The sequence below is a fragment of the Microvirga pakistanensis genome, from assembly GCF_004458765.1.
GTDB classification, from domain to species: domain Bacteria; phylum Pseudomonadota; class Alphaproteobacteria; order Rhizobiales; family Beijerinckiaceae; genus Microvirga; species Microvirga pakistanensis.
This window is the reverse complement of the sequence record NZ_SPJX01000186.1, coordinates 62,142-82,730: the sequence shown is the minus strand read 5'-3', so window position 1 is coordinate 82,730 and position 20,589 is coordinate 62,142. Positions and strand designations below refer to the sequence as shown.

The 20,589-nt window shown below is 66.0% G+C and carries 16 protein-coding genes and 1 tRNA gene; 8 read left to right on the top strand and 9 right to left on the bottom strand.

Going from position 1 to position 20,589, the window contains the following annotated elements:
* Positions 1–22: 22 nt before the first annotated feature.
* Positions 23–1,096, bottom strand: a complete 1,074-nt coding sequence (locus E4K09_RS11240) for an extracellular solute-binding protein (RefSeq protein WP_134496972.1) — start codon at positions 1,094–1,096, stop codon at positions 23–25.
* A gap of 172 nt (positions 1,097–1,268) precedes the next feature.
* Here E4K09_RS11240 and pip point away from each other — a divergent pair, with 172 nt between their 5' ends.
* Positions 1,269–2,213 carry a prolyl aminopeptidase gene (gene pip, locus E4K09_RS11235; protein ID WP_134496970.1) on the top strand — a complete coding sequence of 315 codons (945 nt, stop codon included), beginning with the start codon at positions 1,269–1,271 and terminating at the stop codon, positions 2,211–2,213.
* A gap of 126 nt (positions 2,214–2,339) precedes the next feature.
* Here the strand turns inward: pip and E4K09_RS11230 are convergent, their stop codons facing one another.
* Positions 2,340–3,125 (bottom strand): 3-hydroxybutyrate dehydrogenase, encoded by a 786-nt coding sequence (locus tag E4K09_RS11230; RefSeq protein WP_134496968.1) that lies wholly within the window; start codon positions 3,123–3,125, stop codon positions 2,340–2,342.
* 213 nt (positions 3,126–3,338) lie between these two features.
* On the opposite strand from E4K09_RS11230, the gene pxpB reads away from it, so the two are divergent.
* On the top strand, positions 3,339–4,061 hold the full coding sequence (gene pxpB / locus E4K09_RS11225; protein WP_134496966.1) for a 5-oxoprolinase subunit PxpB: 723 nt from the start codon (positions 3,339–3,341) through the stop codon (positions 4,059–4,061).
* A complete protein-coding gene (locus tag E4K09_RS11220; RefSeq protein ID WP_134496964.1) occupies positions 4,058–5,092 on the top strand; it encodes a 5-oxoprolinase subunit C family protein in 1,035 nt (344 codons plus the stop codon). Before pxpB ends, E4K09_RS11220 begins: the two co-directional genes overlap by 4 nt.
* A 39-nt stretch (positions 5,093–5,131) precedes the next feature.
* On the opposite strand, the gene E4K09_RS11215 is transcribed toward E4K09_RS11220, so the two are convergent.
* The 3 genes from E4K09_RS11215 to E4K09_RS11205 form a co-directional block, all read right to left on the bottom strand.
* Entirely contained in the window at positions 5,132–7,333 is a 2,202-nt protein-coding gene (locus tag E4K09_RS11215; RefSeq protein ID WP_134496962.1) for a malate synthase G, read from the bottom strand.
* A gap of 160 nt (positions 7,334–7,493) precedes the next feature.
* Positions 7,494–7,569: transfer RNA gene (locus E4K09_RS11210), tRNA-Ala, on the bottom strand.
* A 58-nt stretch (positions 7,570–7,627) separates the two neighbouring features.
* Positions 7,628–8,005 (bottom strand): TIGR02300 family protein, encoded by a 378-nt coding sequence (locus E4K09_RS11205; protein ID WP_134496960.1) that lies wholly within the window; start codon positions 8,003–8,005, stop codon positions 7,628–7,630.
* Positions 8,006–8,181: 176 nt separating this feature from the next.
* Here E4K09_RS11205 and aroA point away from each other — a divergent pair, with 176 nt between their 5' ends.
* The 4 genes from aroA to E4K09_RS11185 all read left to right on the top strand — a co-directional run bounded on the left by aroA (position 8,182) and on the right by E4K09_RS11185 (position 11,431).
* A complete protein-coding gene (aroA, locus tag E4K09_RS11200; RefSeq protein WP_134496957.1) occupies positions 8,182–9,528 on the top strand; it encodes a 3-phosphoshikimate 1-carboxyvinyltransferase in 1,347 nt (448 codons plus the stop codon).
* Between the two features lie 7 nt (positions 9,529–9,535).
* Positions 9,536–10,165: a (d)CMP kinase gene (gene cmk, locus E4K09_RS11195; RefSeq protein WP_134496955.1), complete on the top strand. Its 630-nt coding sequence runs from the start codon at positions 9,536–9,538 to the stop codon at positions 10,163–10,165.
* A 72-nt stretch (positions 10,166–10,237) separates the two neighbouring features.
* Positions 10,238–11,044 carry a DUF1194 domain-containing protein gene (locus tag E4K09_RS11190; RefSeq protein WP_134496953.1) on the top strand — a complete coding sequence of 269 codons (807 nt, stop codon included), beginning with the start codon at positions 10,238–10,240 and terminating at the stop codon, positions 11,042–11,044.
* Positions 11,045–11,053: 9 nt separating this feature from the next.
* Positions 11,054–11,431 (top strand): methylglyoxal synthase, encoded by a 378-nt coding sequence (locus tag E4K09_RS11185; protein ID WP_134496951.1) that lies wholly within the window; start codon positions 11,054–11,056, stop codon positions 11,429–11,431.
* Here E4K09_RS11185 and hrpB read toward each other — a convergent pair.
* The 3 genes from hrpB to E4K09_RS11170 form a co-directional block, all read right to left on the bottom strand.
* Positions 11,428–13,893 carry an ATP-dependent helicase HrpB gene (gene hrpB / locus E4K09_RS11180; protein WP_134496949.1) on the bottom strand — a complete coding sequence of 822 codons (2,466 nt, stop codon included), beginning with the start codon at positions 13,891–13,893 and terminating at the stop codon, positions 11,428–11,430. The two genes, E4K09_RS11185 and hrpB, sit on opposite strands and share 4 nt — an antisense overlap.
* 41 nt (positions 13,894–13,934) lie before the next feature.
* Positions 13,935–14,555 carry an HAD family hydrolase gene (locus tag E4K09_RS11175; protein ID WP_193557276.1) on the bottom strand — a complete coding sequence of 207 codons (621 nt, stop codon included), beginning with the start codon at positions 14,553–14,555 and terminating at the stop codon, positions 13,935–13,937.
* Positions 14,556–14,740: 185 nt separating this feature from the next.
* Positions 14,741–17,032: an NADP-dependent malic enzyme gene (locus E4K09_RS11170; protein WP_134496947.1), complete on the bottom strand. Its 2,292-nt coding sequence runs from the start codon at positions 17,030–17,032 to the stop codon at positions 14,741–14,743.
* A 151-nt stretch (positions 17,033–17,183) separates the two neighbouring features.
* On the opposite strand from E4K09_RS11170, the gene mutS reads away from it, so the two are divergent.
* Positions 17,184–19,910: a DNA mismatch repair protein MutS gene (mutS, locus tag E4K09_RS11165; RefSeq protein WP_134496945.1), complete on the top strand. Its 2,727-nt coding sequence runs from the start codon at positions 17,184–17,186 to the stop codon at positions 19,908–19,910.
* Between the two features lie 10 nt (positions 19,911–19,920).
* Here mutS and E4K09_RS11160 read toward each other — a convergent pair whose 3' ends face one another.
* Entirely contained in the window at positions 19,921–20,394 is a 474-nt protein-coding gene (locus tag E4K09_RS11160) for a response regulator (protein ID WP_134496943.1), read from the bottom strand.
* Positions 20,395–20,589: the final 195 nt, after the last annotated feature.

Sequence of the window (20,589 nt, the reverse complement as noted above, 5' to 3'; positions counted from 1 at the left end):
TGATGTCAATCGAACTGGAGACTTACGAACCGGCCTTCAGGCGGTCGAGAACCTTGCCCTCGATCTCCTCGATGCCGGCCGGCACGGCCGGGTACCACCTGATGTTGTCAATCGCGGCTTTCGGGAAGCTCTCGGCGAACTGATCCTTCAGCTTGCCCTGCATGAGCTTGTCGGCACCGTTGGAAGCGGTGAAGTTGCCGGCGGAAGCAGCCACCTTCGCGGCGATCTCAGGCCGCATGTTGAAGTTGATCCACTTGTAGGCGGCATCGTCGTTGCGGCCCTTGGCCGGAATGGCAAAAGTGTCGACCCAGCCCAAGGCACCGGACTTCGGCGCGATGAACTTGATGTCCGCGTTTTCGGAGTTCAGCTTCCATCCTCCCGTGTCCCACGCCATTGCGGCGACGACCTCGCCGGAGCGCAGCGCATTGAGGAGCTGATCCTTGCCGTCCCAGAAGAACTTCACGCTCTTCTTGCACTCGGCGAGTTTGGCGCCGACCTTCTCCATCATGGCGGTGTAGGCCTTGGCATCGCCGTAGGACGCGAAGGGATCCATGCCGTTGGCGAACGCGAAGGCGATGAGCGCCGGACGCTTGGACCGGAAGCTCGTCTTGCCTGCGAGCGCCGGATCGCACAGGTCGTTGTAATCCACCACCTTCGGAGCAGCCTTGGTGTTCACGATGAGGCCATCGGTGCCCCAGATGTGGGGAACGCCGTAGACCTTGCCGTCGACGGTCGTGTTCTTCTTCGTGGCCTCGAGCATGGAGGCGATGAACTGATCGGACTTGAGCTTCGACAGATCCAGGGGCTTGTAGATGCCGAACTCGGTCTGCGGGCCGGCGATGCGGTCCTGGCTCGGCTGAACGAGATCGAAGCCTGAACCTTGAGTCGCGCGCAGCTTGGAGATCATCTCCTCATTGTTCGAAAGCGTGATCTCGACTTCGATGCCGGTTTCCTTCGTGAACTGATCCACAACATCCTTCGGGGCGTAATCCGCCCAGGTCAGGAGCCGCAGCTTCTCGGCCGCCTGGGCCGTCCCGGCGATCATCAGTGCGGCGAGAGCCGTGGCCAGTTTGAGACCGGCGCGCTTGGTCAACATTGTCGTCCTCCAGTGTGGTCGGGCTTTTACCCGTGTTCCCCAGTTGCAAAGTTATATGACACGGAGACGACGCGCCAGAGGGATCGGGAGCCGGCTCAGGAATCCTTCCGACAGGTGACAGGCCGCGGCACGAGGGATATGGAAAGGCTCAGTTTCCGGAGCTTTTCGAGCCATGCGCAGTCTCTACCCCGAAATAGAACCCTACGATCACGGCCTGCTCGATGTGGGTGACGGGCACCGGGTTTATTGGGAATTGTGCGGCAATCCAAAAGGAAAGCCCGTGGTTTTCCTCCATGGCGGACCCGGAGGCGGCTGCGCGCCGAGCGCGCGATGCCTGTTCGACCCGGACAAGTACAGGATCCTGCTCTTCGACCAGCGCGGATGCGGGCGCTCGACGCCCTATGCCAGCCTGGAGGCCAACACCACGTGGCATCTCGTGGCCGATATCGAGCGCCTGCGCGAGATGATTGGTGTGGACAAGTGGATGGTGTTCGGCGGCTCCTGGGGCTCGACCCTCGCCCTCGCCTATGCGCAGACTCATCCCGAGCGCGTGACGGAACTCGTGCTGCGCGGCATCTTCACGCTCCGCCGCGCGGAGCTGCTCTGGTATTATCAGGAAGGCGCATCCTGGATCTTCCCGGACAAGTGGGAGGCCTTTCTCGCTCCGATCCCGCCGGAGGAGCGCGGCGACCTGATGGCGGCCTATCGCAAGCGCCTGACCCACCCGGACCCGGCCATTCAGCGGCAGGCCGCGAGGGCCTGGAGCCTCTGGGAGGGCGAGACCATCACCCTCCTGCACAATCAGGGCTTCAGCGACCAGTTCGGCGACGAACACTACGCGATCGCGTTCGCGCGCATCGAGAACCACTACTTCGTCAACGAGGGGTGGCTCGAAGAAGGGCAGCTGATCCGCGACGCCCACAAGCTGAAGGGCATTCCCGGCGTGATCATCCAAGGGCGCTACGACGTCGCCACGCCGCCCAAGACGGCGTGGGACCTGCACAGAGCCTGGCCCGAGGCCAAGTTCATCATGGTACCGGATGCGGGCCACGCGGTGAGCGAGCCCGGCATCCTGCATCACCTGATCGAGGCGACGGACGCCTTCGCGAAGGGCTGACGCCCTGGAGCATCGGACCCAAAAATGGACTCCACTTTTGGGTCCGATGCTCGACTTTTGAACGGCGCATCGTTCGGGCGTAAAACCGGGTCCACTTTTCCGCACGATGCGCTCGATGGACGCGACTTACTTCGCGGTCCAGCCGCCATCCATGGAGAGATTGGCGCCCGACATCTGGCTCGCCGCATCCGAGCACAGGAACACGGCGAGCGCTGCCACCTGCTCCACGGTCACGAATTGCTTGGTGGGCTGCGCCTCGAGCAGGACATCGTTGATCACCTGCTCCTTGCTCATGTTGCGGGCCTTCATCGTGTCGGGGATCTGCTTCTCCACGAGAGGCGTCCAGACATAGCCGGGGCTGATGCAGTTCACCGTGATGCCATGGGTCGCCACCTCCAGCGCCACGGTTTTCGTCAGACCGGCGATGCCGTGCTTGGCGGCCACATAGGCCGACTTGAAGGGCGAGGCGACAAGGGAATGGGCCGAAGCCGTGTTGATGATGCGGCCCCATTTGCGGGCCTTCATGCCCGGCACCGCGGCGCGGATCGCGTGGAAGGCGGAGGAGAGATTGATCGCGATGATCTGATCCCACTTCTCGACCGGGAATTCCTCGACCGGAGAGACGAACTGGATGCCCGCGTTGTTGACCAGGACATCGACGCTGCCGAGCGATCTTTCGGCGTGATGGATCATGTCGGCGATCTCATCGCTCTTGAGCATGTTGGCGGGGTGGTAGAGGGCCCTCACACCGAACTCACTCTCGATGGCGGCGCGGGTCTTCTCGATCTCACCCTCGTCGCCGAGGCCGTTGATGACCACGTTCGCGCCTTCCTTCGCGAGCGCCCGGGCGATGGCGAGCCCGATCCCGCTGGTGGAGCCGGTAACGACGGCATTCTTGGATTTCAAAGTCATGATCCTCTCCGCATGGGCCTTCAGCCCCAGGGCTATCAAGTAACGCTCACATAGCATGAAGGGGGAAGAAGACGTGAGCCTAGCAAAAAGGAGCATCCGGCCCGCCCATCCGGCAGATTCCCCTGCTCCCAGCGCATAACGCAAGGCCAGCCCTCGCCATTGTCCCCCGTGGGCCGATATGAGACAGATCTGGGGCAACGATTTGATGGGTGAATGGTGCTGACACCTCGTTTTCTGCCCTGCGGGGATTCCGCCCTGACGGTCGAGTTCGGGAGCGCCATCGATCCCGACCTCAACGGCAAGGTCCTGGCGCTCGACGCTCTGCTGCGGGCGAGCCCGCCCGCGGGCCTGATCGAGACCGTTCCCACCTATCGCTCCCTGACCCTGCAATTCGATCCCACGGTCACGGATTATGACGCGCTCACCCGCCTGCTCGAGGGAGCGTCCAACGGCCTGCAGCCGGAGAACGCGACGGGGACCCGCTGGCGCGTTCCGGTGGTCTATGGCGGCGAATTCGGAATCGATCTGGAGGATGTGGCGGAGCGCCATGGGCTGACCCCGTCCCAGCTCGTGGAGATTCATGCGAGCGCCGTCTACCGGATCTACATGATCGGCTTCCTGCCGGGCTTCGCCTATCTCGGAGGCCTCGATCCACGGATCGCTACGTCGCGGCGCACCCAGCCGCGGCTGAAGGTTCCGAGCGGATCGATCATGATCGGCGGCGAGCAAGCCGGAATCGTCCCCATGGAGATGCCGAGCGGCTGGCATCTTCTGGGGCGCACACCGGTGCTGAGCTATGCTCCGGAGCGCGATCCGGTCTTTCTCTTCGCCGCCGGGGACGAAATCGTGTTCGAACCCATCGATGCCGCGCGCTGGACCACGCTCGAACGGGCGGCGCTGGCAGGCGAACCGGTTGCGGAGCGGGTGCGCGCATGACGAACCTTGTGGTGAAGAACTGCGGGCCGATGACCAGCCTGCAGGATTGGGGTCGCATCGGCTATCAGCGTTTCGGCGTCTCTCCGTCCGGCGCCATGGATCGTCGCTGCCTTGCCATGGCGAATGCGCTCGTCGGCAATGCGCCCGAGGTGGCGGCGATCGAGTTCATGAATCTCGGCGGCAGCTTCACCTGCGAAGGCGGAGACCTGCATGTCGCCCTGGTCGGCGCCGGCTGCACGGCCACCCTCAACGATTCACCCGCCGCAGCCAACACCACCATCGTTCTGAAGGATGGCGACACGCTGCAGGTCGGTCATGCCCGCACCGGCACGTTCGCCTATCTCGCGGTAGCCGGCGGCTTTCGGATCGAGCCGCAGCTCGGCAGCCTGTCCTTCCACCCGCGCTCGCGCCTCGGCGGGTTGAACAACGCGCCGTTGAAGGCGGGAGACCGCCTGCCCTGCCGACAGGATGCGCCGCAGGGAGCGCCGATGCATCTGCCGGTCGAGCCCCCCGGAGAGCAGGGCCCGATCCGCGTGATCATGGGGCCGCAGGACGATTACTTCACACCAGAGGCGATCGACACGTTCCTGAGCGCCGAATTCACCATCAGCCCTCAGGCCGATCGCATGGGCTTTCAGCTGAACGGACCTCAGCTCCACCACGCGAAGGGCTTCAACATCGTGTCCGACGGCATCGTGGACGGGCACATCCAGGTCCCCGGCAGCGGCCTTCCGATCGTGCTCATGCGCGACCGCCAGACGGCAGGCGGCTATCCGAAGATTGCCACGATCATCAGCGCCGATCTCGGGCGGTTCGCACAGATGCGCCCAGGCGCGCCGGTGCGCTTTCGCGCCGTGTCCCGCGACGAGGCCGTGGCGGCCGCACGCCAGATGAAGGAATGGATGGCGGAGCTTCCATCCGCGCTCGTGCCGCTGCGCTTCGACCTCACGACCGAGCATCTTCTCAGCACGAACCTGATCGGCGGCATGGTGGATGCGCTCGCTCCCAAAGCCCCCGATCATACCACCTGAAAAGGATGGGGCGCCGAAACATCAGCGCCCCGTTCCGTCTCACCTGGTCCTGACGCCGCTCTCGTCCGAGCGGTCGGCAGCACCCGCGGCCTTCGCCTCGCGGCGACGCTCGTGGAGGATCCACTCCGTGTAACCATTGGGCTGCGCGGCTCCCTTGAAGACGAGGTCGCAGGCCGCCTGGAAGGCCGGGCCGTCGAAGGCCGGCGCCATGGGCCTGTAGAGCGGGTCGCCCGCATTCTGCCGGTCCACGACCTCCGCCATGCGGCGCAGGGTCTGCATCACCTGTGCCTCCGTGACGATGCCGTGGCGCAGCCAGTTCGCGATATGCTGGCTCGAGATGCGCAGCGTCGCGCGATCCTCCATCAGGCCCACATCGTGAATGTCGGGCACCTTGGAGCAGCCGACACCCTGGTCGACCCAGCGCACCACGTAACCGAGAATGCCCTGGCAGTTGTTGTCGAGCTCCTGCTGCACCGCATCCGGCGCCCAGTTCGACTGCGACACGGGAATGGTCAGGATATCGGAGAGCTTCGCCCGCGGGCGCGTCCTCAATTCGGCCTGGCGCGCCGGCACGCTCACCTGATGGTAGTGCAGGGAATGGAGCGTCGCGGCGGTCGGCGACGGCACCCAGGCCGTGTTCGCGCCGGCCTGCGGATGGCCGATCTTCTGGGCCATCATGTCCGCCATCTTGTCGGGCGCAGCCCACATGCCCTTGCCGATCTGCGCATGGCCCGGCAGGCCGCAGAGCATCCCCACATCCACGTTGTTGTCCTCGTAGGCCCTGATCCACGCGGTCGACTTCATGTCGTTCTTGCGGATCATGGGGCCCGCTTCCATCGAGGTATGAATCTCGTCCCCCGTGCGGTCGAGGAAGCCCGTGTTGATGAACACGATGCGCTCGGAAGCTGCCCTGATGCAGGCCTTGAGGTTCACCGTCGTGCGGCGCTCCTCGTCCATGATGCCCATCTTGAGCGTATTGCGGGAAAGCCCCAGCATGTCCTCCACGGCGGCGAAGAGATCGTTCGCGAAGGCCACCTCGTCGGGCCCATGCATCTTGGGCTTCACGATATAGACCGAGCCCACGCGGCTGTTGCGGAGCGCGCCCGTGCCCTTCAGGTCGTGGATCGCGATCAGCGCGGTGACGGCCGCGTCGAGGATCGTCTCAGGGATCTCGCCTCCCGCCTCGTCGAGCACCGCGTCGGTGAACATGTGATGACCCACATTGCGCACCAGCATGAGGCTGCGGCCATGGAGGCGCACCTCGCCGCCGTTCGGCGCGGTGTAGACGCGATCCGGGTTGAGCTTGCGCTCGACGGTGCGCCCACCCTTCTCGAAGCGCTCGACGAGGTCGCCCCTCATGAGGCCGAGCCAGGTGCGATAGACCTGCACCTTGTCGTCCGCGTCCACGGCGGCGACGCTGTCCTCCAGATCCATGATGGTGGACACGGCCGATTCGATCACGAGATCGGCGACGCCGGCGGGATCCTCGGCTCCGATCGGGTTCGAGCGGTCGATCCTGATCTCGATATGCAGATTGTTGTGGGACAGCAGGATTGCGGACGGATTCGCCGCATCGCCCTGATAGCCGACGAGCTGCCTCGGATCCTTCAGCTCCGTCTCGCTGCCGTCCTGCAGCTTGATCGCGAGGGCGCCGTTGCGCAGGCCATAGGCCGTAACATCCCTGTGGCTGCCTCGAGCGAGGGGAGCCGCCTGATCGAGCAGCTCGCGGGCGCGGGCCACCACCTTGGCGCCGCGCGCCTTGTTGTACCCGCCGGAGCGCGTGGCGCCGTCCTCCTCGGGGATCGCGTCCGTGCCGTAGAGAGCGTCATAGAGGCTGCCCCAGCGGGCATTGGCGGCATTGAGCGCATAGCGTGCGTTTGAGACCGGCACCACGAGCTGAGGCCCGGCGATGCGGGCGATCTCGTCGTCCACGTTCTGCGTTCTGATCGAGAAATCCTCGGGCTCCGGCAGCACATAGCCAATATCGCGGAGGAACCGCTCGTACGCGGCCTGGTCGAAGGCCTGTCCGGCGCGGGCGCGGTGATACTCGTCGATCTGGGCCTGGATCTTGTCGCGGACGGCCAGGAGCTCACGGTCGCGCGGGCCGAATTCCCTGACCAGGCCGGCCAGGCCTTTCCAGAAGGCCTCGGCGGATACGCCGGTGCCATTCAGGGCTTCCCGCTCGATGAAATCGTGAAGGACCGGGGCGACCTGGAGGCCGTTCGTCTGGACGCGCGTCATTGTTCCCGCTTTCGTGGAGTGGACATTCCAAGCCTTAGCTTAAGGCGGCACGACTAAAAATGAAGATGGAGGCCCTTGCCATGAGACAAAGGGCGGATGCACGGCGCGGATCGTCCCTGCGCAACAAAAAGCCGCCCGAAGGCGGCTCTTTTTGAGGATTTGGTGGAGCCAGGCGGGATCGAACCGCCGACCTCTTGCATGCCATGCAAGCGCTCTCCCAGCTGAGCTATGGCCCCTTTGATCCGCGGTGTTTGGGGCACCGCGGCGTCTCTATAATCGGCTCGGACGCGAGGTTCAAGCCTCTTCGTCGTCTTCCAGATCACTATCGATCAGATCCGACACGTCGTCGTCGCCTTCCTCCTCGTCCTCGAGGAAGGTGTCGTCGGTGTCGTCATCGACCACGTCGATGTCGTCATCGACCGGGATGTCCTTCTCGTTCTCGCCAGCCTCGACCTCATCGAGGGAGACCATCTCCGGACCGGCCGTCTCCAGCTCGGTATCCTCGTCCTCAGCGGTGGAGCGGGCGACTGCGGGAGCAGCGGCGCGGCTCAGGGCCACAGCCTGGAAGACGGTGCCGCATTTCGGGCAGACCGCTGGGTCCCTGTTGAGATCGTAGAATTTTGCGCCGCAGCTCATGCACTGGCGCTTCAAGCCGAGTTCCGGTTTGGCCACGGGTGATTGCCTTCATGGAAGTGAATGGTTGGGAAGGCACCCGTTAAGTCATGAGGGAAAGGCTTGTCAAATGGGAAATTGCGTCGAGCGCTCCATGCCTTGCACCTTGCGCGTGACGTCGCGGGGCACCCGTGCTAGAGCCCGCCTCCATCGAGAAGGCTCAAGGAAGACGAGACATGTCCCACGCCCATGGCCCTGCCGCCCCCGTGTCCAGCAGGTCTGGAAATGCCCTGAAGGGCCGAATCCGCGTTCCCGGCGACAAGTCCATTTCCCACCGCTCCATGATCTTCGGGCTTCTCTCCATCGGCGAAACCCGCGTCGAGGGGCTCCTGGAAGGCGACGACGTCCTGCGGACGGCGGAAGCCTGCCGGGCGCTGGGCGCCACCATCACCCGTGAGGCCCCCGGCCGCTGGCGGGTCAAGGGCGTGGGCATCGGCGGCCTGGTGGAGCCCAAGGGCGTCCTCGACTTCGGCAATGCGGGCACCGGGTCCCGCCTCATGATGGGCGTGGCCGGAAGCCACCCGATCACCAGCACGTTCGACGGCGACGCTTCGCTGCGCAAGCGCCCCATGCGCCGTATCCTGGATCCCCTGTCGCAGATGGGCGTGACCGTCGTCAGCGAGGCGGAAGGCGGCCGCGTGCCCCTGACCCTGCGTGGACCCAAGGAAACGCTGCCCATCACCTATGAGACCCCGGCCGCCTCGGCCCAGATCAAGTCGGCAATCCTGCTCGCGGGCCTCAACTCCCCGGGCCGCACCACCGTGATCGAGCGCGAGGCAACCCGCGACCACACGGAGCGGATGCTGCGCCATTTCGGCGCATCGGTCGAGGTCGCAGCTCACGGGACAGACGGGCGCGCCATCACCCTCCAGGGACAGCCCGAGCTTCGCGGCACGGATATCGTGGTGCCAACCGATCCCTCCTCTGCCGCCTTCCCCCTGGTGGCGGCCTTGATCACCCCCGGCTCCGAGGTGGTGATCGAGGGCGTGATGATGAATCCGCTCCGCACGGGCCTGATCACCACGCTCCTGGAGATGGGCGCCTCCATCGAGCGCCTGAACGAGCGCGACGAGGGCGGCGAGACGGTGGCCGACCTGCGCGTGCGGCACAGCAGGCTGACCGGCGTGACGGTTCCCCATGGCCGCGCCCCGGCCATGATCGACGAATACCCGGTCCTCGCGGTCGCGGCCTCCTTCGCCGAGGGCACCACCCGCATGCAGGGCCTCCATGAGCTGCGCGTGAAGGAGTCGGACCGCCTGGCCGCCGTGGCGGCGGGGCTCGCGGAGGCAGGCGTCGACCATGAGATTCAGGGTGACGACCTGGTCGTGCATGGCTCCCGGACGGTGCGCGGCGGCGGCAGGCCGGTCGCGACCCATCTCGATCACCGCATCGCCATGTCCTTCCTCGTCATGGGTCTGGCGACGCAGGAGCCTATGACCGTGGACGACGGAGCGATGATCATGACGAGCTTCCCCTCCTTCATCCCGCTCATGCGCGAACTCGGCGCCACGATTCAGGACTGACCCGGCCATGATCATCGCGATTGACGGCCCCGCCGCATCGGGCAAGGGAACCTTGGGCAAGCGGCTCTCGGAGCATTTCGGCTTCGCCCATCTCGACACTGGCCTGCTCTACAGGGCGGTCGCCCGGGTAATGCTGGACCGGGGCACCGACCTCACCAACCGGGATGCGGCCCATGAAGTGGCGCTCAACCTCGACGTGACCCATCTGGACGATCCGCGCCTGCGCGGAGCCGAGATGGGAGAGGCCGCCTCAGTGATTTCGGGCTTTCAGCCCGTTCGCGACGCCCTCCTGGCCTTCCAGCGCCAGTTCGCCGGACAGGCTCCTGGAGCCGTCCTCGACGGACGGGACATCGGCACCGTGGTCTGCCCCGACGCGGATGTGAAGCTCTTCATCACGGCCGCTCCGGAGGAGCGCGCCCGCCGCCGGCATCTCGAGCTGCAGAAAAGAGGCGAGGCGCCCGTCTACGAGACCATCCTGGCGGACATCCGCCGCCGGGACGAGCGCGACATGAACCGCAGCTCGGCGCCCCTGAAGCCTGCGGCCGACGCGCTCACCCTCGACACGACGGATCTTGATGCCGACGCGGCGTTCCAGGCCGCTCTCGATCTCGTCAAAGCCAAGCTCGCCCCATCCTAACGTGATCTTGCGTCACGCCCAGAAGCTGGCACACTGAGCGAACCAGTCCGCCTCCCCTCCGAGGAGAATACGATGGTCCGCTCAGCGCTCTTCCATCTGGCCGCAGGACTATCCCTGCTGTGGACGTGCCTCGCCCAGCCGGCCTATGCGCAGAGCGAAACCGAGGTCGACCTGGCGCTCGTGCTCGCCGTCGACATCTCCTTCTCCATGGACACGGACGAGCAGGCCCTGCAGCGGGAAGGTTTCGCCCAGGCTTTCCGCTCCCAGCAGGTCCATGATGCGATCAGGAGCGGATTGATCGGCAGGATCGCGGTCACCTACATGGAATGGGCCGGCTCGCCGGATCAGAAGGTGATCGTTCCCTGGACGATCCTCGACAACCCCGAGAGCCTGATGTCGTTCGCGGACAAGATCGCCTCGACGCCCCTGCGCCGGGCCCAGCGCACCTCGATCTCCAGCGCCATCGATTTCAGTGTGCGGCTCCTCGAGGAGAGCGGCGTCGAAGCCCTGCGGCAGGTGATCGATGTGTCGGGCGACGGTCCCAACAACCAGGGACGCGGCGTGGTGCAGGCGCGCGACGAGGCGCTGGCCAGGGGGATTACCATCAACGGGCTGCCGATCATGCTGCGCAAGCCGGGCTATCTCGACATCCCCGAACTCGACATCTATTACAAGGATTGCGTGATCGGCGGCCAAGGAGCCTTCACGGTTCCCGTCCGTGAGCGCGATCAGTTCATCGAGGCCATCAAGACCAAGATCCTGCTTGAGATCGCCAACCTCATGCCCGAAGAGCCTCCCTTCATCAAACGCATTCAGAGCGCACCCGCCACGAACTGCCTGGCCGGCGAGATGCAATGGCGCGATCGCTGGAGCAACTGAGCCTTTCTCATGAAGAAGCTGACTTTGGCGCTCGTGGCTCACGACGCCAAGAAGGACGACATGGCCGAATTCGTCACCATGTTCGAGAACGAGATTCGCCCCTTCAACCTGTTTGCCACCGGCACCACAGGGGGACGGGTGATGGAGCGCTGCCCCACTCTGTCCGTCACGCGCCTGAAGAGCGGACCGCTCGGCGGCGACCAGCAGATCGGCGCGATGATCGCGGAAGGCAGGATCGACGCCCTGTTCTTCTTCGTCGATCCGCTCTCGCCGCATCCGCACGACGTGGACGTGAAGGCGCTGATGCGCTTGGCCCTCGTCTACAACATTCCGATGGCGCTCAACCGTGCCACGGCGGAGCGGCTCATCGCCTCCTTCAAAGGTTAAGTCCCACGTGGCTTCGCGCGCCGCGTCGGCGGCGCCGTGAGCGGGTCGTCCGGCCAGGGATGCTTGGGATATTGCCCGCGCATGTCAGCCCGCACCGCCGCCCATGAGCCGCGCCAGAAGCCCGGGAGATCGCGCGTGATCTGGATCGGGCGCTGCGCCGGCGACAGCAGATGCAGGATGAGCGGCACCCGTCCCGCCGCGATCGTGGGATGTTGATCGAGGCCGAACAGCTCCTGCACGCGCACGGCCAGGACCGGCCCTTCCTGCGCGCCGTAATCGATCGGGATCTGCGAGCCCGTCGGCACCTCGATGTGGGTTGGCGCCTCGGCGTCGAGACGCCGCTGGAGATTCCACGGCAGAAGACCGCGCAAGGCCTCGCTCAGGAGATCGGGGCCGATCTCGCCAAGACCGCTCTTTCCCAGGAGATGGGGCGCAAGCCATTCATCCGCCGTCACGGTCAGCGTCTCGTCGGAGAGGTCCGGCCATTCGTCGCCTTCAGCCTTGCGCAGAAACATCACGCGCTCCCGCCATTGCGCCAGCGCCTTCGACCAGGGCAGCGCATCGAGACCCAAGGACACGAGCCCTTTGGCCAGGGCCCGCGCGGCATTCTCCGTCGTCGGGACCTTCAACGGACGCTCGCTGAACACGAGGGCTCCGAGACGGCGCACGCTCCGCGCGCGAAGCGCCCTCGCTTGGCGATCGAAGGTGACTTCGTCGCTCTGCTCGATCCTGTCCGCGAACGCCGTCTCGATCTCGTCCATGGCGATCGGGGCGGCTGCGAGGATACGGGCGGAGGCCGCACCGCCCGCGATTTCGGCGATGGCGAGAGTGGGCTCCTTCGCCAGGCGCTCGTGAGCCTCCAGCGAGGCGCCGCGTCCATTCGCCATGAGATATTCGCCCGGCTTGCCCCGCGCCTTGGCAAGACGGTCGGGATAGGCGAGCGTGAGCAGCGCACCGAAGGAGCGGGTCTCACCTCTGGCGGGGCCGGCCTGGCTCTTCGCCCAAGTATCGGCCATGCGCCGCATGTCCTCCGCGCGGCGCGAGCGGTCGCGGCGGAAGCGCTCGACGCGCTCGGTCAGGTCCACCGCATCGCCGCCGAGCCCGCGCTCCACGAGAACGGCGGCGAGATCCGCCGCGTCTCGGGCCTGCCCGGTCTCGCCTGCGCTCAGGACCATCCGGGCGAGACGCGGCGGCAGCGGCAGATCGCGCAGGCGCCGCCCCGTGTCCGTGATGCGCCCCTCGCCGTCGAGAGCATCGAGCTGCTGAAGAAGCGCCCGCGCCTCCTTCACGGCCGGAGGGGGCGGCGGATCGAGAAAGGCGAGCGCGGACGGGTCCGTGACGCCCCAGGCGGCGCAATCGAGAAGCAGCGGCGCGAGATCGGCCGCGAGGATCTCGGGGCGCATGAAGGGTTCGAGCGCGCCGGTCGCGGCCTCTTCCCACAGCCGATAGCACATGCCGGGCTCCGTTCGCCCGGCGCGGCCGCGGCGCTGATCGGCGGCCGCGCGCGAGACGCGCACGGTCTCAAGGCGCGTCAGGCCGATATTCGGCTCATAGACGGGCACGCGAGCGAGCCCCGAATCGACGACCACGCGCACGCCCTCGATGGTGAGCGACGTTTCAGCGATGGAGGTGGCGAGAACGACCTTGCGTCTGCCGGGCCTGGCGGGGCTCACCGCCAGATCCTGCTCGCCGCGGTCGAGCGCGCCATAGAGCGGCGCGATGTCGACCGCCGGGTCGGCAATACGCTCGCGCAGCTGGGTCTCGACGCGGCGGATCTCCCCCTGCCCCGGCAGGAACACCAGGATCGATCCGCTCTCCGCGCGCAGGGCGCGGGTGACGGCATCCGCCACCTGATCCTCGATCCGCCTGCCCGGATCGCGCCCGAGATAACGGGTTTCCACCGGATAGGCGCGGCCTTCGGACTCGATCACCGGAGCCTCGCCCAGAAGCCTCGCCACCCGTGCGCCGTCGAGCGTTGCCGACATGACGAGCAGGCGCAGGTCCTCCCGCAGGCCGCCCTGCGCATCGAGGGCGAGCGCAAGGCCGAGATCGGCATCGAGGGAACGCTCGTGGAACTCGTCGAAGAGCACGGCCGCTATGCCGTCGAGGGTGGGATCGTCGAGGATCATGCGGGCGAAGACGCCCTCGGTCACCACCTCGATCCGTGTCCTGCGGCTCACCTTGGAGCCCAGGCGCACGCGAAGGCCGACCGTTTCCCCCACGGGCTCGCCCAGGGTCTGCGCCATGCGGTCAGCCGCAGCGCGGGCCGCCAGGCGGCGGGGCTCCAGCACGATGATCTTTCCGCCCTCCACCCAGGGCTCGTCCAGCAGCACCAGCGGCACGCGTGTGGTCTTGCCCGCACCCGGCGGGGCGACCAGCACAGCGTTGGCGCGGCTGCGCAGGCTCGCCGTGAGGCTGGCCAGCACCGCATCGATGGGCAGGGAGGTGTCGAAAGCGCGCATGCCGCCTGATGGCTCAAGCGGGCCTGAAGAGCAAGCCTGCCTCAGACCGGAAAGCCATAGCGCCGCAGCTCGGCCGCCAGATCGACCTGTTCGTCGGGATAATGGATCGCATGCATGCCCACCGCGCGGGCCGTTTCGATATTGGCACGGGAATCGTCGATGAACACGCAATCGGCGGCATCCAGCCCGTAGCGGTCGAGCAGGCGATGGTAGATCGCGGGATCGGGCTTCAGAAGCCGCTCGTCGCCCGAGACGATCACCCCGTCGAATCCAGCCAGGAACGGGAAGAGCTCCTTCGCCTGCGAAAACTTGGGGCCCGAGAAATTGGTAATGGAGTAGTTCGGCACTCCCGCTTCGCGCAATCGCAGGAGCAGGGCCACGTTCTGCTCGTACGTCCCGGACACGGTTTCCGGCCAGCGCTCGTGGAAGGCGCGGATCGCACTCTCGTGTTGGGGATGATCGGTCACAAGAAGAGCGACCGCCTCGTCCCAGTCGCGGCCCCTGTCCTGCTCCACGTTCCAAGCCGGGGTGCAGACATTTCCCAGGAACCACTCCATCTCGGCCTCGTCCTCGAAGATGGTGCGGTAGAGATGGCGCGGATCCCAGCGCAGCAGGACATTGCCGATATCGAAGACGACACTGGTGGGTTGGCGAGTGCTCACGGTTGCCCCTCTCGTTTGATCGTTAGGCTTTTATCCCTTGATGCGCCGTTTGGCCACCGTCAGCGTGGCACGACAGCCGCGAGGAGTCCCACGCTCTCGCTGATCGTGCGACTGGAGAGGCCGGTGCCGACCGGCGGGGAGAGCCTCTCCCCGCCTCTCACATCTTGCAGGTGCCCTGAAGGCGATCAGCCGCCGATGTTGTAGGCCGCCAGGGCCGCCATGTTGACGATGTCGTTGTCGGTGGCGCCGAGCGAAACGATCTGCACCGGCTTGTCGAGGCCCACCACGAGGGGTCCCATGACCATCGCGCCGCCGAGCTCCTGCAGCATCTTCGTCGAAATCGACGCGGAGTGGAATGCAGGCATGACGAGCACATTCGCCGGTCCGGTCAGGCGGCTGAAGGGATATTGCGCCATCAGATCGCGGTTGAGCGCCACATCCGCCGCCATCTCGCCATCGTATTCGAAGTCGACGCGCATATCGTCGAGGATCTGCACGGCTTCCTGGATCTTTTCGGCGCGCTCCGCGCGCGGATGCCCGAAGGTCGAGAACGACAGCAGCGCCACGCGCGGCTCGTAACCGAGACGACGGGCCACGCCTGCGGACTCGATGGCGATTTCTGCCAGCTCCTGCGCGGTCGGCATCTCGTGGATCGCCGTATCCGCCACGAGAACCGTGTGACCGCGCGCGAGGCAGAGCGAGACGCCGATGACGCGGTGGCCCGGCTTGGCATCGATCACGTGCCGCACATCGGCGAGCGCCGTCGAGTAGTTGCGGGTCGCCCCCGTCACCATGGCGTCCGCATCGCCGAGCGCAACCATCGAAGCCGCGAAATGATTGCGGTCCTGGTTGATCAGGCGCTGGCAGTCACGGAACAGGTATCCCTTGCGCTGCAGGCGTTCGTAGAGGAACTGGGCATAGGTGCTGTTGCGGCGGGAGAGGCGCGCATTGTGGATCTCGATGCCCTCCCGGCCTTCGATGTCGATGCCGGCCTGGGCCGCCGTCTCGAAGATCCGCTCCTCGCGCCCCACGAGGATGGCGCGGCCCAGCCCCTGATTGACGAAGGACAGGGCGGCGCGGATGACCTTCTCCTCCTCGCCCTCGGCGAAGACCACCCGTTTGGGCATCTTGCGCACCCGCTCGAAGATGCGGTTGAGCGTGCCGGCGACGGGATCGCGCCGTGCGGACAGCTGCGCCTTGTAGGCCTTCATGTCCACGATGGGGCGGCGGGCGACGCCCGTGTCGATCGCCGCCTGGGCCACCGCCATCGGAATGGTGTGGATCAGGCGCGGATCGAACGGGACGGGAATGATGTAGTCGCGGCCGAAGCGCGGCCGTGCGCCCTGGTACGCGGCGGCCACCTCGTCCGGCACGTCCTCGCGGGCGAGTTCGGCGAGCGCCTGCGCGGCCGCGATCTTCATCTCCATGTTGATGGTCGTGGCCTGCACATCGAGCGCACCGCGGAAGATGTAGGGGAATCCCAGGACGTTGTTGACCTGGTTAGGATAATCCGAGCGGCCGGTGGCGATGATCACGTCGTTGCGGATGCGCGCCACTTCCTCGGGCGTGATCTCCGGATCGGGGTTGGCCATGGCGAAGATGATCGGATTGGGCGCCATGGACCGAATCATGTCGTCCGTGAAGGCCCCCTTCGCGGAAAGGCCGAAAACGGCATCCGCCCCGTTCAGCGCATCGGCCAGCGTTCGCGCATCCGTCTCGGCGGCGTGTGCGGATTTCCACTGATTCATGCCTTCGGTGCGGCCCTTGTAGATGACCCCCTTCGTGTCGCAGAGGATCACGTTGTTGGGCGCGAAGCCCATGGCCTTCAGAAGCTCGGTGCAGGCGATGCCGGCGGCGCCTGCGCCGTTCACCACGAGCCGGGTCTCGGCCATGTCGCGTCCGGTGAGATGCAGCGCGTTGATGAGGCCTGCGGCGGCGATGATGGCCGTGCCGTGCTGGTCGTCATGGAAGACGGGAATGTCCATGAGTTCCCGCAGGCGCTCCTCGATGATGAAGCATTCGGGCGCCTTGATGTCCTCGAGATTGATGCCGCCGAAGGAGGGCCCCAGATAGCGTACGCAGTTGATGAAGGCATCGGCGTCCTCGGTATCGACTTCGAGGTCGATGGAATCCACGTCCGCGAAGCGCTTGAAGAGAACGGACTTGCCCTCCATCACGGGCTTCGAGGCCAGGGCCCCGAGATTGCCGAGCCCCAGGATCGCCGTGCCGTTGGAGATCACCGCCACCATGTTTGAGCGCGTGGTGTAGTCGAAGGCGCATGCCGGGTTCTCGGCGATCGCCAGCACCGGAACCGCAACGCCCGGCGAATAGGCCAGGGACAGGTCCCGCTGGGTCGCCATCGGCTTCGTGGGCACGACCTCGAGCTTGCCGGGCCTGCCCTGGGAGTGGAATTGCAGCGCCTCCTGGTCCGTGAAGGTGGGGCGTTTGCGGCGGGTCGAGGGCGTTTCTTCGGTCATGGGACTTTCGTGCTTTTGGCCACAAGGCGCGTGTTCGAAGGGGGCTGCGACCATAAGGCCTGGGGCAGCTTGTCTCAAGACTTGTGCACACCCCTCGCCCGACAGCCAGGATACGGATGAAAGGGAGAGCAGGCTTTGCTACATAGGGCGGATGTCGTCCCAAGCCCTGTACCGATCCTCCGAAAGAACCGATCAGACCGATCCCGCCGGCCAGAAGCCCGGGCAGGACGCTCGCGTCACGCCCATGATGGCGCAATACATCGAGATCAAGGCCGCCAACCCGGACAGCCTGCTGTTCTACCGGATGGGGGATTTCTACGAGCTGTTCTTCGAGGATGCGGAAATCGCCAGCCAGGCGCTCGGGATCGTGCTCACCAAGCGGGGCAAGCATCTGGGGCAGGACATCCCCATGTGCGGCGTGCCCGTGGACAGGGCGGACGATTACCTTCAGCGGCTCATCGGCCTCGGCCACCGGGTGGCCGTCTGCGAGCAGACCGAGGACCCGGCCGAGGCCAAGAAGCGCGGATCCAAATCCGTGGTGCGCAGGGACGTGGTGCGCCTCGTCACCCCGGGCACCATCACCGAGGAGCGCCTGCTGGAGCCGGGCCGCGCCAACTTCCTGCTGGGCCTGGCCCGCCGCCGTGTTTCCGATACGCAATGGTGCTACGGCCTTGCGGCCGTGGACATCTCCACGGGCCACTTCGTGGTGAGCGAGACCGATGCCTCGGGGCTGGCAGCGGAAATCGCCCGCTTCGAGCCCAGCGAGATCCTGGTGCCCGACGTCATCCACGACGATCCGGAACTCTCCGGCTTCTGGCGGGAGACCCGGGCGGCGATCACGCCGCTTTCCCGGGACGGCCTCGATCCGGCCTCTGCCGAGCGGCGGCTGAAGGAGTATTTCGGCGTCGCGACGCTCGACGCCTTCGGGTCCTTCGGCCCGGCCGAGATCACCGCGGCCGGCGGCGTGCTGTTCTATATCGAGAAGACGCAGATCGACAGTCGCCCGGTCCTCAACCCTCCTTCCCGCGAGACCGCGGGCGCGGCGCTTGCCATCGACGCGGCGACCCGCGCCAATCTCGAAATCACGCGTACGCTGTCCGGCGAGCGCGCCGGCAGCCTGCTTGCCACGATCGACTGCACGGTGACCCCGGGCGGTGCGCGCTGCCTCGCGGAGCGGCTGGCGGGCCCCCTCACCGATGCCGGCCTGATCCGCGAGCGGCAGGACGCGGTGGCTTTCCTGATCGAGAACGGGGATCTGCGCGAGCGCCTGCGACGCATTCTCAAGCGATCGCCGGATCTGGCGCGGGCCCTGTCCCGCCTGAGCCTCGGGCGCGGCGGGCCGCGCGACCTGGCCTGCGTGCGCGACGGATTGTTCGCCGCGCGCGAACTGGGGCTCGAGCTCGCCATCGCGCCCAATCTGCCGAGGGAGCTGCTGGCCAATGCGCAGCAGCTTCAATCCCTGCGCACGGATGTGGCGGACAGGCTCGCGGCGGCGCTCGCGGATGAACTGCCGCTGCTCAAGCGCGACGGCGGTTTCGTTCGCGCCGGATACGATTCCGGTCTCGACGAACTGCGCGAGCTTCAGCAGGATTCCCGCCGCTTCATCGCGGCGCTTCAGGCACGATACGCGAACGACACGGGCTGCCGCACCCTGCGCGTGAAGCACAACCACATGATCGGCTATTTCGTCGAAGTGCCGCAGAACGTGGGCGAGGACCTGCTGAAGGAGCCTTTCAAGGACACCTTCATCCACCGCCAGACCATGGCGGGCGCCATGCGCTTCTCCACGCAGGAACTGGGCGAGCTGGAATCGAAGATCGCGTCCGCGGCCGATCGTGCCTTGAAGATCGAGCTCGGCCTCTTCGACGAGATGACGCAGGAACTTCTCGCTCTTTCGGGCGAAGTCGCCTCGGCCGCCGAGGCGATCGCCGTGATCGATGTGACGGCCGCCCTCGCCGATCTCGCCGTGCGCCTCAACTGGACCCGCCCCACCATCGACACGAGCCTTGCCTTCACGGTGAAGGGCGGCCGCCATCCGGTCGTGGAGGCCGCCCTGAAACGGGAGGGAACCGCCTTCATCGCCAACGACGCCGACCTTTCGGGCACGGATGCGGGCTGCATCCTGCTGATCACCGGACCGAACATGGGCGGCAAATCCACGTATCTGCGCCAGAATGCGCTCATCGTGGTCCTGGCGCAGATGGGATCCTTCGTCCCCGCGCAGGAGGCGCATATCGGAGTCGTCGACCGCCTCTTCTCCCGCGTGGGCGCCGCCGACGATCTCGCCCGCGGCCGCTCGACCTTCATGGTCGAGATGGTGGAGACGGCGGCCATCCTCAATCAGGCCACCGCCCGCTCCCTCGTCATCCTCGACGAGATCGGGCGCGGCACGTCCACCTTCGACGGCCTGTCCATCGCCTGGGCCGCCATCGAGCACCTGCACGAGGCCAATCGCTGCCGCGCGCTCTTCGCCACGCATTTCCACGAGCTGACGGCCCTTGCCGAGCGGCTGCCGCGCATCTCCAACGCAACCCTGAAGGTCACGGAGTGGAACGGAGACGTGGTGTTCCTCCACGAAGTGGTGCCCGGCGCCGCCGACCGCTCCTACGGACTGCAGGTGGCGCGCCTTGCGGGCCTTCCATCCGCCGTGGTCGAAAGGGCCAAGATCATCCTGAGCGAGTTGGAGCGTTCGAATCGGGAGGCCCCGAAGCGGGCACTCGTCGACGACCTGCCCCTGTTTGCCGTGCCGGCCCGCTCCGAGCCGCCCCCTGCCCCACAACGGGATATTCTGCGCGAGAGCCTCGCAGCTCTCGATCCCGACCAGATGACTCCGCGTGAAGCGCTTGAAGCGCTTTACCGCCTGAAGGCTCAACGATAGAGGAAAGGTCTCAGGACCGCTTGGAGCTGCTGTCGCCGCGGCTCTTCGCGTCGAAGGGGATGAACGTCATCCGGTCCGTGCCGCCCGCTTCCTGCTCCTGCTCGGCGGTGACATAGGCCAGAGCCTCCCTCACGCCACGCTCGGTATAGGGCTTCGCGATCACGCCGCGGGCTCCGGCGAAATCCTCAGGAATGCGCTTGGCATTGGCGGTCATGAACAGCACGGTCACATGATGCTGGTCCGAGAGGCTGCGGGCGACGTCGATCCCGGTCAGGCCATCGGCCAGATGGATGTCCACGAATGCGAGATCGGGCGCGAGTTGCTGGCCGAGAGCGATGGCTTCATGGGACGAGGCGGCGATTCCGACCACATCGTGTCCCGCATCCTGAAGGAGACTCTCGAGTTCCAGCGCAATCAGGAACTCGTCCTCGACGATGAGGATGCGCAAAGGCTTCACGTTACTCAACCCGTGCCTCCTTGGCATCCTGCAGCATGAGAGATCCAATAAACTCAGCTGTTTTACCTGGCTTTCGCGCGTACCAAGTCAACTGGTTCCCGGGCTGTTGATTATGCATATCGTCAAAGATGGTTTGCTTCGATGCCGTTGGATGGCGACCACGATACGTATCGCGCTGCTGCCGCACCGGAAGGACGGTTACCTTGCAGGACAGCGCCGGTC

What these genes read in the sequence shown, in the direction of transcription:
- E4K09_RS11190 (WP_134496953.1), top strand. Translation starts at nt 10,238, where the DNA reads ATGGTCCGCTCAGCGCTCTTCCATCTGGCCGCAGGACTATCCCTGCTG.
- pxpB (WP_134496966.1), top strand. Translation starts at nt 3,339, where the DNA reads ATGGTGCTGACACCTCGTTTTCTGCCCTGCGGGGATTCCGCCCTGACG.
- E4K09_RS11230 (WP_134496968.1), bottom strand. Translation starts at nt 3,125, where the DNA reads ATGACTTTGAAATCCAAGAATGCCGTCGTTACCGGCTCCACCAGCGGG.
- E4K09_RS11185 (WP_134496951.1), top strand. Translation starts at nt 11,054, where the DNA reads ATGAAGAAGCTGACTTTGGCGCTCGTGGCTCACGACGCCAAGAAGGAC.
- E4K09_RS11220 (WP_134496964.1), top strand. Translation starts at nt 4,058, where the DNA reads ATGACGAACCTTGTGGTGAAGAACTGCGGGCCGATGACCAGCCTGCAG.
- aroA (WP_134496957.1), top strand. Translation starts at nt 8,182, where the DNA reads ATGTCCCACGCCCATGGCCCTGCCGCCCCCGTGTCCAGCAGGTCTGGA.
- cmk (WP_134496955.1), top strand. Translation starts at nt 9,536, where the DNA reads ATGATCATCGCGATTGACGGCCCCGCCGCATCGGGCAAGGGAACCTTG.
- mutS (WP_134496945.1), top strand. Translation starts at nt 17,184, where the DNA reads ATGTCGTCCCAAGCCCTGTACCGATCCTCCGAAAGAACCGATCAGACC.
- E4K09_RS11160 (WP_134496943.1), bottom strand. Translation starts at nt 20,394, where the DNA reads ATGCCAAGGAGGCACGGGTTGAGTAACGTGAAGCCTTTGCGCATCCTC.
- pip (WP_134496970.1), top strand. Translation starts at nt 1,269, where the DNA reads ATGCGCAGTCTCTACCCCGAAATAGAACCCTACGATCACGGCCTGCTC.
- E4K09_RS11170 (WP_134496947.1), bottom strand. Translation starts at nt 17,032, where the DNA reads ATGACCGAAGAAACGCCCTCGACCCGCCGCAAACGCCCCACCTTCACG.
- hrpB (WP_134496949.1), bottom strand. Translation starts at nt 13,893, where the DNA reads ATGCGCGCTTTCGACACCTCCCTGCCCATCGATGCGGTGCTGGCCAGC.
- E4K09_RS11215 (WP_134496962.1), bottom strand. Translation starts at nt 7,333, where the DNA reads ATGACGCGCGTCCAGACGAACGGCCTCCAGGTCGCCCCGGTCCTTCAC.
- E4K09_RS11240 (WP_134496972.1), bottom strand. Translation starts at nt 1,096, where the DNA reads ATGTTGACCAAGCGCGCCGGTCTCAAACTGGCCACGGCTCTCGCCGCA.